Raw genomic sequence first — 12307 nt, forward strand, 5'->3', positions numbered from 1 at the left:
CTGGGCTGCCGCAAACGGAAACGTTGCGGATACAACACAGATCGGACGCAACCACCCGCCCCGGCACCGGCGAAGGGGGTCAGACCAGGCTCTGCTCCAGCCCCTGCAGGAAGATGTCCTTGGGCAGGTCGATGCCGATAAAGACCATCTTGCTCGTCCTTGGCTCGCCCTCGGCCCACTGGGGGCCCAGGTCGCTGCCCATGAGCTGGTGCACGCCCTGGAAGATCACCTTGCGCTCGGTGCCTTTCATATTAAGCACGCCTTTGTAGCGCAGCATGCGCGGGCCATAAATGTTGACAATCGCCCCAAGGAAGTCTTCGAGCTTGGCCGGGTCGAACGGACGGTCCGAGCGGTAGACAAAGCTCTTCACATCATCGTCGTGGTGATGGTGGTGGCCATGCCCATGGTCGTGCTGGTGCGAGGGGTGGCTGCAGTGCTCGCCATGTTCGTGGTCATGGTCGTGGTGGTCATGGCCATCCCCCTCCTCCTTGAGGAAGTCGGGGTCGATGTCGAGCTTGGCATTGAGGTTGAAGCCGCGCAGGTCCAGCACCTCCTTGAGCGGCACCTCGCCGAAATGCACGGCCTTGATGGGCGCGCGCGGGTTCATGTGCTTGAGGCGGTGGACCAGCGCATCGGTTTCCTCGGCGCTCACCAGGTCGGTCTTGGACAGGAAGATCTGGTCCGCAAAGCCCACCTGGCGGCGCGCCTCCTGGCGGTCGTTGAGCTGCTGGGGTGCATGCTTGGCGTCCACCAGGGTGATGATGGAGTCGATGAGGTAGGTCTCGGCGATCTCTTCGTCCATGAAGAAGGTCTGCGCCACCGGGCCCGGGTCGGCCACGCCCGTGGTCTCGATCACGATGCGGTCGAACTCCAGCAGGTTCTTGCGCTTCTTGGCGGCCAGCAGCTGCAGCGTCTCGCGAAGGTCTTCGCGGATGGTGCAGCAAATGCAGCCGTTGCTCATCTGCACGATCTGCTCCTTGGACTCGGTCACGAGGATGTCGTTGTCGATGTTTTCTTCACCGAACTCGTTCTCGATCACGGCGATCTTCTGGCCGTGGGCTTCGGAGAGCAGGCGCTTGAGCAGCGTGGTTTTGCCCGAGCCCAGGAAGCCGGTGAGGATGGTGACGGGGATCAGTGCCATAAATCTGTCTTTCAAGGGGATCAAATGCTTGCGCTGCAGCCCGGTGCCGCAGGCTGCAGGGCCCCGCACAGGGGGCGCTTTTTCAGTGTACCGAGGCTGTCAAGCCCCTGCCGGGCGCCGCCGCGTTCACCCTTTGCGCATCACGACCAGACCCTTGAGGTACTCCCCTTCCGGGAACTCCAGCGTCATCGGGTGGTCGGGCGCGCCACCCAGGCGCTCCAGCACGAAGCCGTCCACCCCGGCATCGGCCCCAGCCGACGCCACGATCTTGTGGAACAGGTCGGCGCTGATGCCGCCCGAGCACGAGAAGGTGAACAGCACCCCGCCCGGCGACAGCAGTTGCAGCGCCAGCCGGTTGATGTCCTTGTAGGCCCGCGCGGCGCGCTCGGCATGCGCCGCCGTGGGGGCGAACTTGGGCGGGTCGAGCACGATGGCATCAAAACGCTGGCCCTCTTTCAGGAACTGGCGCAGCGAGGCGTTCACGTCCGCATCCATGAAGCTCGCCCGGTTCAGATCAAAGCCGTTGAGCGCCACATGGTTGCGCGCCCGCTCCAGGGCCGGGCCGGACGAGTCGATCGAGATCACCTGCCCGCCCGGCGTGCCCCCAGCGGCCTCGGCGGCGCGCATGCCCGCCAGCGCAGCCACGCTGAAGCCGCCCGTGTAGCAAAAGCAGTTGAGCACGCGCTGAAAGCCCAGGCGCCGGGCGTAGTCGGCAAAGCGCTTGCGGCTGTCGCGCTGGTCCAGGTAGAAGCCGGTCTTATGGCCTTCGGCGATGTTGAGCGTCAGGCGCCACTGGTGCTCCTGGATGGTCAGCTCCAGCGGGGGCGGTGCGTCGCCCGCCTGGGCGGGCGTGCCGCCGCGCAGCCAGCCCGTGGCGGGCTGCAGCCCTTCCAGCGCACGCACGCTGGCATCCGAGCGCTCGTACAGCTTGGCCAGGCCCGTCTCGCGCAGCAGCGCGTCGGCGATCACATCCTTCCAGCGCTCGGTGCCCGCGCTGGTGAATTGCGCCACCAGCGTGTCGCCATAGCGGTCCACGATGAGGCCCGGCAGGCCGTCGGACTCGCCGTGCACCAGGCGTACCCCATCGCTTTGCACATCAAAACGGGCTCTGGCGATGATAGAACGTGCGCAAGCAGCTATAAAAAACGGAGCATCAATGCGCTGTGCCTCGTCAAAACTCCACACCCGCGCGCGGATGCGCGAGCTGGGGCTGAACGCGGCCCAGGCCAGGAACTGGCCCTCGTGCGACTCCACGCGCACGGTCTCGCCGCTGTCGCCGCCGCCTTTGGCGATGGCCGATTCAAAGATCCAGGGGTGGCGGCGCAAGAGCGAGCGCTCTTTGCCAGGGCGAAGGCGAAGGGTTTTCATGCCCGGATTGTCGCAAGACGCTGGCGGGCAGCCAAACAGATGCGCCAAAAACATCCAGGGCCGCGCGCGGCAAGCCCCGGGGCGGCCCCACCCAGGATTGACCCGGGTCAAAAAACGCTTGCCAGATCTGCGGCGAGTGATACACCAGCGGTCAGTCAACTGGGAGTCTGCGCGGCAAAAGGAGCATCGGCTGCAACGCGCGATAAACCGGTCTCGCGCGTTTCGCTTCGATGCCTTCTGCCGCCCAGACTCCCAGCGGTCGCACAACCCACCAGGAACTGCACCACCATGCGCTTCAACGACCCGAAGAAGATCGCCCCCTGGCCGCCGCCAGGCCGCAAGAGCCCGCCCCCGTGGCGCCACGGCCATGCCGCCCATGGTGCCGACCCGCCGCACTGAACGCAGCGCCCCGCATTGCCTGAGATAGCGACGGCCCCCAAGGCACACCGGGCCCAGGCCGCCCTGGCCCGCCAGGCCAAAACCCTTCCGCCCACCACCGCCGTGCCGGCCTGGCCCCGGGTGGGAATGCATCCGACACCCCATACCAACGGCATGCGCCCCGCGCGCGGCCGGCGTCCAGGAGAGTCTTCATGAACTTCAGCCAACTGAAAATCGCCACCCGCCTGTCGCTGCTGCTGGCCGCGCTGTGCCTGCTCACCACCGTGATCGGCAGCGTGGGCCTGGCAGGCATGCAGCGCGCCAACGCCGGACTGAACACGGTCTACCAGGACCGCGTGATACCGCTCAAGCAGATCAAGCTGGTGTCGGATGCCTACGCCGTCAACGTGGTGGACACGGCGCACAAGGTGCGCGATGGCGCCCTCACGTCCCAGCAAGGCCTCGACTCCATCGGGCGGGCGAAGAAGGAGATCAGCGACAACTGGAGCGCCTACCTGGCCACCGAACTGGTGCCGGACGAGGTGCGGCTGGCCGCGCGCTTCAAGGAGCTGCAGCCCCGGGCCGATGGCGCCGTGCGCGTACTGGAAGGCCTGATCGGCAGCAAGGACCAGGCCGGCCTCACCGCCTATGCGGCGAAAGAGATGTACCCCGCGCTCGACCCCTTGCAGGATGTGCTGGGGGCCCTGGTGCAGGTGCAGCTTGACACCGCCCGCATGGCCTACGAGCAGGCGGTGGAGTCCTATGCCAGAACCCGGATGTTCGTGGCCCTGGCCATCGCGGCCGGTGTGCTGTTCGCCCTGGGCTTTGGCTACCTGGTGGCGCGCAGCATCATCGGCCAGCTGGGCACCGAGCCCGGCACCGCCGCCGCGCTGGCGCGCAGCGTGGCCCACGGCGACCTCACGGTGGCCATCCACCTCAAGCCCGGCGACACCACCAGCCTGATGGCACAGCTCAAGCGCATGCAGGACAGCCTGGCCGCCATGGTGGCCATGGTGCACCAAAGCTCGGTCAGCGTGGCCAGCGCCTCGGAGCAGATTGCCCAGGGCAATCACGACCTGTCTTCACGCACCGAGGAGCAGGCCAGCGCACTGGAGGAAACCGCCGCGTCCATGGAACAGCTCCATGCCACCGTGCGCCAAAACGCCGACAGCTCCCGCCAGGCCAACCAGCTGGCGCAAAGCGCCACCACCATCGCCATGCAGGGCGGGGCCGCAGTCGCCGACGTGGTGCGCACCATGAAGGACATCAATGACAGCAGCAGCAAGATCACCGAGATCATCGGCGTGATCGACTCCATCGCCTTCCAGACCAACATCCTCGCGCTCAATGCCGCCGTCGAGGCCGCCCGCGCCGGGGAGCAAGGGCGGGGCTTCGCCGTGGTGGCCACCGAGGTGCGCGTGCTGGCCAGCCGATCGGCGGCGGCCTCGCGCGAGATCAAGGGCCTGATCGGCGCCAGCGTGGAGCGCGTGGAAGCGGGCTCTGCCCTGGTGGACCGCGCCGGCCAGACCATGGGCGAGGTGGTCGCCTCCATCCGCCGCGTGACCGACATCATGGGCGAGATCAGCGCCGCCAGCACCGAGCAGAGTGCGGGGGTGGACCAGATCAACGAGGCCGTCTCCCAGATGGACCATGCCACCCAGCAGAACGCCGCCCTGGTCGAGGAAATGGCCGCCGCCGCCGCCAGCCTGAACCAGCAGGCCGGGGAGCTGGTGGACACCGTGGCCACCTTCAAGCTGCCCGAGGTCTATGAGGACCGCCCGGCACTGCCCCACCAGCCACCACGCCGCCCCCTGCTGGGACACGGCAAGCATGCCTTGGTGGCCGGCTGACGGCCCCCGGCGCCGAGCCCTGGCGCCTCGTCCGGCCGCTGCCGCTACAGCGCCTTGCCCAGGCGCTCCAGCCGGGGCACCCACCCGCCCAGGATGTCGGCCGACACCAGCACGCGCTGTGCCTGGCCGATGAGCAGGTGGCGCGGCACAAAGCCGATGTAGCGGGAGTCGGCGCTGTTGTCGCGGTTGTCGCCCAGCACCAGGTACTGCCCCTCGGGCACGGTGACGGGGCCGAAGCTGCGGTGCGCGGTCACGCCCTGCAGCCATTGCACGCGCCGCTCATGGCCTTGCAAGTGTTCGGTCCAGCGGGTGGCGGGCACCTGGATGCTGCCCCATTCGACCAGGGTTTCGGTCACGGCCTCGGGGGCCTCGTAGCGCGCGGCTTCGCCGTTGAGGTACAGCACCTCGTCGCGCATCTCCACGGTGTCGCCGGGCAGGGCCGCGATGCGCTTGATGAGCCGCGTGCCGTCCAGCGGCGAAGAAAAGGTGACCACGTCGCCCCGCTCGGGCTCGCCCAGGCGCGCCAGCACCCGGTCGGTGAGCGGCAGCTTGAGGTCATAGGCCAGGCGGTTGACAAACACCACGTCCCCTTCGAGCAGCGTGGGCCGCATCGAGCCTGAGGGGATGGGATTCCAGTCGGCCACCGCTGTGCGAAAGAGGCCAAAGCACAGCAGCAGCACGAGGAACCCACGGTTCGATTTGATCCATTTCAGCAGCATGTCAGCACACTCCAAGACGCTCCACAGCAAGCGCCCCTTGCTCGGATGCGCCACCGGCCTCTTGGTTCCGCGGCGTTTGGCGACCCGCACCACCGCCAGGCCCCCACAAAGCGGCCGCATCAGTGCCCAAGGCCCACCGCAGCGACCTCCACGCCCGCAGCGCGGGCAGCCCGCACCAGCGCCCCCGTGGAGCTGGCTGTGCCAGGCCACAGGGTGCGCACCCCTCCGGGGGAAGCGGCGCAGCCGCTCAGGGGGGCTTGCGCCGTGCCCGGGGGTGGGCCGCGTCGTACACCTTGGCCAGGTGCTGGAAATCGAGCCGCGTATAGACCTGCGTGGTCGTGATGTTGGCGTGCCCCAGCAGCTCCTGCACCGCACGCAGGTCGCCGCTGCTTTGCAGCAGGTGGCTGGCGAACGAATGGCGCAGCATGTGCGGGTGCACGGGCGTGGTCAGCCCGGCCTGCTGGCTGCGCTGGCGCAGGCGCAGCCAGATCGACTGCGCCGTGAGCCGCTTGCCACGCTGGCCCACGAACAGCGCGGCATCCAGCCGCGCCGAGCCCTCGCCGCCAAATGGCGCGGCCCGCAGCTGCAGCCAGGCCTGCAGCGCCTCGGTGGCGGCGCGGCCCACGGGCACGCTGCGGCGCTTGCTGCCCTTGCCGAACACATGGGCCTCGCCCGCCTGCAGGTCCACCCAGCCCCGGCCCAGGCGCTGGGTGTCGGCACTGGGGATGGCGTCCAGCCCCGCCAGCTCGCCCACGCGCAGGCCGCAGCCGTACAGCAGCTCGACCATGGCCGCGTCGCGCGCCTCCAGCCAGGGGTCGGCGCCGGTGTTGTCAAACTCGGCCAGGCGCACGGCATCGTCCACGCCCAGGGCCTTGGGCAGGGGCTTGGGGGCCTTGGGGGCGCGCACGTCCTGCACGGGGTTGTGGGGAATCAGCCCCTGCCGCCCGGCCCAGGTAAAAAAGCCGCGCCAGCCCGACAGGATGAGCGCAATGCCCCGCCCGCTGCGCCCCGCACTGTGCATCTGCGCCACAAAGCGGCGGATGTGGGCGCTGGTGAGCTGCAGCAGCGGCACGTTCACCCCCGCCGCCAGCTGCGCGAGCCGGTCCAGGTCCAGGGTGTAGAGCGTGAGCGTGCGCGCGGCCAGCCGCTTTTCGACGCGCACATGCTCCAGGTAGCGCAGCACCTGCGGGTCCGGGGCAGAAGGCGTTGCAGACATGGGTGCCGTGGAAGAGCCGCCGCCGGGTTCTGCGCGCTGCGGGACGGTGCTACCTCAAACGCAGCAGCGCCGCACTGGCCAGCTCGGCCATGCGCGACAGGAAGTCGGTGCCCATGGTGGCGTCAAACCGCTGCGGGTCGTGCGAACCCAGCACCAGCAGGCCAAACGCGGGCGTGGCGCTGTCGATGGCGCCCGCGCGCAGCGGCAGCAGGGCCAGCGACTGGGCGGGCTCGCCCGCCCCGTGCGCCAGCCAGCCTGCGGGCTCGAAGCCCAGGTTGGGGCCGCAGAAGGGCATGGTCAGCGACGAGGCAAACGCGCGCGCATCGTCGCTCGCGCCCTGGGTGAAGTCGGCATCGATGTAGGGGCCGGCCACGTCCCACACGCGCACGGCGGCCTGGGGCACGTCAAACAGGGTGCGCACGCCATCCACCACGGCCTGGGGCAGGTCGAACGGGTCCTTCACCCGCAGCAGCTCCCCGGTCCACTGGTGCACCTTGTGGGCGATGGCGGTGTTCTCGTTGCTGTTGCGCACCATTTCCATGATGCGCTGCTCCAGGCCCTTGATCTTCTCGCGCAGCATCTCGGCCTGGCGCTCCTGCAGGCTCACGGCGCGCGCGCCATGGGGGCTGGTGATCTGCACGCTGGCCAGCACTTCGGCGTGGCGCTCGAAGAAGCCGGGGGTGTTGGTCAGAAACTGGGCGATGTCGTCTTCGGTGATCGGTGGGATGTGGGAGGTCGTCATACGAGGGTGTCAGGAATGTCGATCTGGCCTTCGAACACCGTGGTGGCGGGGCCGGTCATGAAAACGGAATCGGCCTCCTGGCCGCTCCAGGCAATGGTGAGGCGCCCGCCGCGCGTGTCCACATGTACCTCGGGGTCGAGCAGACCCAGGCGGATGCCCGAGGCCACGGCGGCACAGGCGCCGGTGCCGCAGGCCAGGGTCTCGCCCGCGCCACGCTCGAACACACGCAGGCGCACATGGCGGCGGTCCACGATCTGCAGGTAGCCCGCATTCACGCGCTGCGGAAAACGCGCATGGCGCTCGATCAGCGGGCCGGTCTGCGCCACGGGCGCGGTGTCCACGTTGTCCACCAGTTGCACGGCATGCGGGTTGCCCATGGAGGCCACCGCTACCAAAACAGGAGCTGTTTGCGCTTGCCCATCCAGCGCAAGAGGCCATTTTTGCCCTGAACCCTGGGCCACGGGCGTGAGGCCCGCCGCATCGAACGGCACCTTGGCGGGGTCGAACTCCGGGCGGCCCATGTCCACGGTGACCCGGCCATCGCCCGTGAGGCGGGGCGCGATCACGCCGCTTTGGGTCTGCACGCGGATCTGGTCCTTGCCCGTGAGGCCCTTGTCGTGCACAAAGCGCGCAAAGCAGCGCGCGCCGTTGCCGCACTGCTCCACCTCGCCGCCGTCGGCGTTGTGGATCACGTATTCAAAATCGATGCCCTCGGCCGGGGAGGGGCGCACGGTGAGGATCTGGTCGGCCCCCACGCCAAAGTGGCGGTCGGCCAGGAAGCGGTACTGCGCCGCAGTCAGCCCCAGGGGCCCCAAGGTTTCGTCGAGCACCACGAAATCGTTGCCCGCGCCTTGCATTTTGGTGAAGCGAATCTGCATGGGAAGGGATTATGGCCCCGGCCCTGCGCCAAACCGCGCGCGGGCGTAGGCTTCGCAACTCCCTTCGTCCCCCCGGCTTTTCAGGAACCGCGCATGACCGATCTTTCCGCTTTTGCCATCACCCACAAATGGCCCGCCGAGCACCCCGACCGCCTGCAGCTGTATTCGCTGCCCACGCCCAACGGCGTGAAGGTGTCGATTGCGCTCGAAGAGCTGGGCCTGCCCTACGAGCCCCACCTGGTGAGCTTCGAGACCCAGGACCAGACCTCGCCCGCATTCCTCTCGCTCAACCCCAACAACAAGATCCCGGCCATCCTCGACCCGAACGGCCCCGGCGGCCAGCCGCTGGCGCTGTTCGAATCCGGCGCCATCCTGCTGTACCTGGCCGACAAGACCGGCCAGTTGGTCCCCCACGACGCCGCCGCGCGCTACGAGACCCTCCAGTGGGTGATGTGGCAGATGGGCGGCGTGGGCCCGATGTTCGGCCAGCTCGGTTTCTTCCACAAATTTGCCGGCAAGGACTTTGACGACAAGCGCCCCCGCGACCGCTACGTGGCCGAATCGAAGCGCCTGCTCAAGGTGCTGGACGAGCGCCTTGCGGGCCGCACCTGGGTGATGGGCGACACCTACACCATTGCCGACATCGCCATCTGGCCCTGGGTGCGCAACCTGGTGGGCTTTTACGGCGCGGGCGAGCTGGTGGAGTTCAGCCAGTACCAGGAAGTGCAGCGCGTGCTCGCCGCCTTCGTGGCCCGCCCGGCCGTGGCCCGGGGGCTGGCGATTCCGGCACGGGCTTGACCTGGGGCAATTTCTCACGCGCCTTTGATGTCGATCAGGCCCGCAGGCCGGATGGCAGGCCGCCCCGCACCTACGATGGGCCTCCTCAAAAAAACAGGGAGTACCCCATGGGATTGACCGTAGACGTTCTGGATGACCTGGACACCCACAACCTGCAGGCCGCCGCGCGCGCAGCGCTGCAGGAGAACAACGCGATCGCGCTGATCGAACTGCTGGAGATGCTCTGGAGCTGCGAGGTGGAGGGCGCCAACGCCGTCATCGACGCCGTGCTGCAGCGCCTGCAGCAGCTGCGCGCGCTGCGCTGACGCAGCGCCGTGCAGCACGGGCAGGGCCTTCGGCAGAAGGGTGGGCCCGCCTCAACCCCCTGACACCATCCGCACGAATTCCGGCACCACACCGATGGCATCGTCACGCCGCTGCACAGCATGCACGTCGGCGCGCGGCGCCTTGGCGCCCAGGGGCTTGAACACCACGCGCTGAGCGAACAGCGCACCGAGCGAAGACGGCACCAGGGCCACGCCCAGGCCCGCAGCCACCAGGCTGAGCACGGCGGCCAGCTCCACCGTCGTCTGCGCCACCCGGGGCGCAAAGCCGGCCTGCACGCAGCACTGCACCATGTGCTCGGCGTGGGCCGACGAATCACGGCGCAGCATCACGAAGGGCTCGCTGCGCAGGTCTCCCAAGGCCAGCGCCTTGCGCCCCGCCAGCCGGTGGCCCGGCGCCAGGGCGGCCACCACAGGGTCGGGCCACAGCAGGGTGCTCGCGAGCCTGTCGTCGTTGACCGCCGTGCGCGCAATGCCCACGTCAATGCGCTTGTCGCGCAGGGCCGCCTGCTGCAGCGCGGGCTGCATCTCGTGCAGCACCACGTCCACCCCCGGGTGGCTCTGCCGGTAACGCGCCAGCGCCGCCGGAAACGGCCCCAGGAAATGCGAGCCCGACAGCCCCACCTCGATGCGCCCCGCCTGCCCCCGGCCGATGGCCGCCACGCGCTGGCGCGCCGCGTCCAGCCGCTCCAGCACCGCGCGCGCCTCCGCCAGAAAAGCCTGGCCCGCCAGCGTCAGCTCCACGCGCCGGCTGGTGCGCACAAACAGCTGGGCACCCAGCTCCTGCTCCAGCTGGGCAATCTGCAGGCTCAGCGGCGGCTGCGAGACATGCAGGCGCTGGGCGGCGCGCGTGAAGCTCAGTTCTTCGGCCAGGGCGACAAAGTACCGCAGGTGCCGCAGCTCCATGGTGATAACCCCTTGGGCAATTGATATTTTTAAAGTCTAAATCAAGACAAACAATATATTGGACTGTTGCTTCTTCCGTTTCGACAATCGCTCCTGAACACCCCCCGATGGAGACAAACATGAAGATCCAACACCACCTGCCGGCCACCTTGCTCGCCCTCTCCGTGCTGGTGCCAGCACAGGCACCAGCGCAAGACAGCTACCCCAGCAAGGCCATCACGCTCACCGTGCCCAACCCGCCCGGCGGCGTGGTGGACACCTCGGCCCGGCTGCTCAACGAACCCCTGGCCCGCGTGCTCGGCCAGCCCGTGGTGGTCGACAACAAGGCCGGCGGCAGCGGCAACGTGGCCTATGGCGCCGTGGCCCGCGCCAAAGCCGACGGCTACAACCTGCTGATCTCCTACTCGGCCTACCACGTGGGCAACCCGGCGCTCTCGCCCGGCCTGCCTTGGGAGGCCAAGGACTTCGCCCCCGTCGCCCTGCTCACCACGGCCGCCAACGTGATCGCCGCCCACCCTTCGGTGCCGGCCAATACGCTCAAGGAGTTCATCGCCTACCTCAAGGCCAACCCGGGCAAGGTGAACTACGCATCGCAAGGCAACGGCTCGCTCTCGCACATCGGCACCGAGATCTTCAAGCAGCAGAGCGGCACCTTCATGACCCACATCCCCTACCGCGGCTCGGGCCCGGCCGTGGCCGATGTGCTGGCCGGCCAGGTGCAGGTGTTCATCACCACGCCGCCCTCCGTCATGCAGCATGTGGTCAGCGGCAGGCTCAAGGCCTTTGCGGTAACCGGCGCCAAGCGCCACCCCGGCCTGCCCAACGTGCCCACGGTGGCCGAGGCCGGCATGCCGGACTTCAAGCTCGAAGCCTGGGTGGGGCTGTTCGCCCCCGCCGCCACGCCACCCGCCGTGGTCACCAGGCTCACAGCCGATGTGAAGAAAGCCCTGGAGCTGCCCGAAACCCGTCAGCGCGCCGATGCCGCCGGCGTCGAACTGCGCTACCAGCCGCCCGAGGCGCTGGGCCAGTTGGTCAAGACCGAGACGGCCTACTGGGCCAGAACCATCAAAGCTGCCGGCATCAAGGCGGACTGACCCGCCAAGGACTCCCCTGCGTGACCCCGTCCCCGGCGCCTCCAGCGCCGGGCAGGCAGCGCTTTGCCATTTTTTCCTGAAAGACCACCATGCAACACACCTACCGCATCGGGCAGATCGTGCCCAGCTCCAACACCACCATGGAGACCGAGATCCCCGCCATGCTGCGCGCCCGCGAGCAGATCCTGCCCGAGCGCTTCAGCTTCCACGCCAGCCGCATGCGCATGCAGAAAGTCACCCAGGAAGAGCTGGCCGCCATGGACCGCGACTCCGACCGCTGCGCGCTGGAGCTTTCGGATGGAAAGATGGACGTGATGGGCTATGCCTGCCTAGTGGCCATCATGAGCATGGGCCTGGGCTACCACCGTGCCTCTGAAAAACGCCTGCGCGAGGTCACCGCGGCCAACGGCAAGCCTGCGCCCGTGGTGTCCAGCGCCGGCGCACTGATCGAAGGCCTCCAAGCCATGGGGGCAAAGAAGGTCTCGATACTCACGCCCTACATGAAGCCCCTCACGCAGTTGGTGGTGGACTACATCGAGCACGAGGGCATTGCGGTGCACGACAGCCTGTCGCTGGAGATCCCCGACAACCTGCAGGTGGGCGCGCAGGACCCGGCCGCCCCCGCGCAGATCGTGCAGCGCCTGGACACGCGCGGCGTGGACGTGGTGGTGATCTCGGCCTGCGTGCAAATGCCCTCCCTGACATCGGTGCAGGTCGCCCAGGACCAGCTGGGCGTGCCCGTCGTTTCGGCCGCCGCGTGCACCACCTGGGCGATGCTCAAGCGCCTGGGGCTCGCCACCCGCGTGCCCAACGCCGGAGCCCTGCTGTCCGGCGCGTATTGAACCTGGGGGGGGGAAGGCCCCGCACGAGGGCACCGCCGACAAGGTGCCGGGC

General features: G+C 68.4%; 12 protein-coding genes. 5 read left to right on the forward strand and 7 right to left on the reverse strand.

The features are described from left to right. Nucleotides 1-79 precede the first annotated feature (79 nt). Together DBV10_RS05320 and DBV10_RS05325 are read right to left on the reverse strand one after the other, a co-directional pair. Nucleotides 80-1141 (reverse strand): GTP-binding protein, encoded by a 1062-nt coding sequence (locus tag DBV10_RS05320; protein ID WP_124511366.1) that lies wholly within the window; start codon nt 1139-1141, stop codon nt 80-82. A gap of 126 nt (nt 1142-1267) precedes the next feature. Beyond that, on the reverse strand, nt 1268-2509 hold the full coding sequence (locus DBV10_RS05325; protein WP_124511368.1) for a class I SAM-dependent rRNA methyltransferase: 1242 nt from the start codon (nt 2507-2509) through the stop codon (nt 1268-1270). A gap of 590 nt (nt 2510-3099) precedes the next feature. Between DBV10_RS05325 and DBV10_RS05330 the strand changes: the two genes are divergently transcribed. Then, complete coding sequence (locus DBV10_RS05330; protein ID WP_124511370.1) at nt 3100-4737, forward strand: methyl-accepting chemotaxis protein; 1638 nt, start codon at nt 3100-3102, stop codon at nt 4735-4737. A gap of 44 nt (nt 4738-4781) precedes the next feature. On the opposite strand, the gene lepB is transcribed toward DBV10_RS05330, so the two are convergent. From lepB to dapF, 4 genes are all read right to left on the reverse strand, one after another. Then, nucleotides 4782-5456: a signal peptidase I gene (gene lepB / locus DBV10_RS05335; RefSeq protein WP_124511372.1), complete on the reverse strand. Its 675-nt coding sequence runs from the start codon at nt 5454-5456 to the stop codon at nt 4782-4784. 247 nt (nt 5457-5703) lie between these two features. Next, nucleotides 5704-6672 (reverse strand): tyrosine recombinase XerC, encoded by a 969-nt coding sequence (locus DBV10_RS05340; RefSeq protein WP_124511374.1) that lies wholly within the window; start codon nt 6670-6672, stop codon nt 5704-5706. Nucleotides 6673-6721: 49 nt separating this feature from the next. Further along, on the reverse strand, nt 6722-7414 hold the full coding sequence (locus tag DBV10_RS05345) for a DUF484 family protein (protein ID WP_124511376.1): 693 nt from the start codon (nt 7412-7414) through the stop codon (nt 6722-6724). Continuing rightward, nucleotides 7411-8292, reverse strand: a complete 882-nt coding sequence (gene dapF, locus DBV10_RS05350) for a diaminopimelate epimerase (protein ID WP_124511378.1) — start codon at nt 8290-8292, stop codon at nt 7411-7413. The genes DBV10_RS05345 and dapF overlap by 4 nt, the downstream gene beginning before the upstream one ends. Nucleotides 8293-8385: 93 nt before the next feature. Between dapF and DBV10_RS05355 the strand changes: the two genes are divergently transcribed. Both DBV10_RS05355 and DBV10_RS05360 read left to right on the forward strand, forming a co-directional pair. Next, complete coding sequence (locus DBV10_RS05355; protein ID WP_124511380.1) at nt 8386-9090, forward strand: glutathione S-transferase N-terminal domain-containing protein; 705 nt, start codon at nt 8386-8388, stop codon at nt 9088-9090. Between the two features lie 107 nt (nt 9091-9197). Beyond that, nucleotides 9198-9395 carry a hypothetical protein gene (locus DBV10_RS05360; protein WP_124511382.1) on the forward strand — a complete coding sequence of 66 codons (198 nt, stop codon included), beginning with the start codon at nt 9198-9200 and terminating at the stop codon, nt 9393-9395. Between the two features lie 51 nt (nt 9396-9446). On the opposite strand, the gene DBV10_RS05365 is transcribed toward DBV10_RS05360, so the two are convergent. Continuing rightward, nucleotides 9447-10319: a LysR substrate-binding domain-containing protein gene (locus tag DBV10_RS05365; protein WP_124511384.1), complete on the reverse strand. Its 873-nt coding sequence runs from the start codon at nt 10317-10319 to the stop codon at nt 9447-9449. 119 nt (nt 10320-10438) lie between these two features. On the opposite strand from DBV10_RS05365, the gene DBV10_RS05370 reads away from it, so the two are divergent. Both DBV10_RS05370 and DBV10_RS05375 read left to right on the forward strand, forming a co-directional pair. Next, nucleotides 10439-11413 (forward strand): tripartite tricarboxylate transporter substrate binding protein, encoded by a 975-nt coding sequence (locus tag DBV10_RS05370; RefSeq protein ID WP_124511386.1) that lies wholly within the window; start codon nt 10439-10441, stop codon nt 11411-11413. Nucleotides 11414-11502: 89 nt separating this feature from the next. Then, nucleotides 11503-12255 carry an Asp/Glu racemase gene (locus DBV10_RS05375; protein ID WP_124511388.1) on the forward strand — a complete coding sequence of 251 codons (753 nt, stop codon included), beginning with the start codon at nt 11503-11505 and terminating at the stop codon, nt 12253-12255. Nucleotides 12256-12307: the final 52 nt, after the last annotated feature.

It is taken from the genome of Acidovorax sp. FJL06 (assembly GCF_003852545.1).
GTDB lineage: Bacteria > Pseudomonadota > Gammaproteobacteria > Burkholderiales > Burkholderiaceae_C > Acidovorax.

Bases quoted from the DNA above. Each gene is read 5' to 3' on its own strand.
- DBV10_RS05320 (WP_124511366.1), bottom strand. From the start codon at position 1,141: ATGGCACTGATCCCCGTCACCATCCTCACCGGCTTCCTGGGCTCGGGC.
- DBV10_RS05325 (WP_124511368.1), bottom strand. From the start codon at position 2,509: ATGAAAACCCTTCGCCTTCGCCCTGGCAAAGAGCGCTCGCTCTTGCGC.
- DBV10_RS05330 (WP_124511370.1), top strand. From the start codon at position 3,100: ATGAACTTCAGCCAACTGAAAATCGCCACCCGCCTGTCGCTGCTGCTG.
- lepB (WP_124511372.1), bottom strand. From the start codon at position 5,456: ATGCTGCTGAAATGGATCAAATCGAACCGTGGGTTCCTCGTGCTGCTG.
- DBV10_RS05340 (WP_124511374.1), bottom strand. From the start codon at position 6,672: ATGTCTGCAACGCCTTCTGCCCCGGACCCGCAGGTGCTGCGCTACCTG.
- DBV10_RS05345 (WP_124511376.1), bottom strand. From the start codon at position 7,414: ATGACGACCTCCCACATCCCACCGATCACCGAAGACGACATCGCCCAG.
- dapF (WP_124511378.1), bottom strand. From the start codon at position 8,292: ATGCAGATTCGCTTCACCAAAATGCAAGGCGCGGGCAACGATTTCGTG.
- DBV10_RS05355 (WP_124511380.1), top strand. From the start codon at position 8,386: ATGACCGATCTTTCCGCTTTTGCCATCACCCACAAATGGCCCGCCGAG.
- DBV10_RS05360 (WP_124511382.1), top strand. From the start codon at position 9,198: ATGGGATTGACCGTAGACGTTCTGGATGACCTGGACACCCACAACCTG.
- DBV10_RS05365 (WP_124511384.1), bottom strand. From the start codon at position 10,319: ATGGAGCTGCGGCACCTGCGGTACTTTGTCGCCCTGGCCGAAGAACTG.
- DBV10_RS05370 (WP_124511386.1), top strand. From the start codon at position 10,439: ATGAAGATCCAACACCACCTGCCGGCCACCTTGCTCGCCCTCTCCGTG.
- DBV10_RS05375 (WP_124511388.1), top strand. From the start codon at position 11,503: ATGCAACACACCTACCGCATCGGGCAGATCGTGCCCAGCTCCAACACC.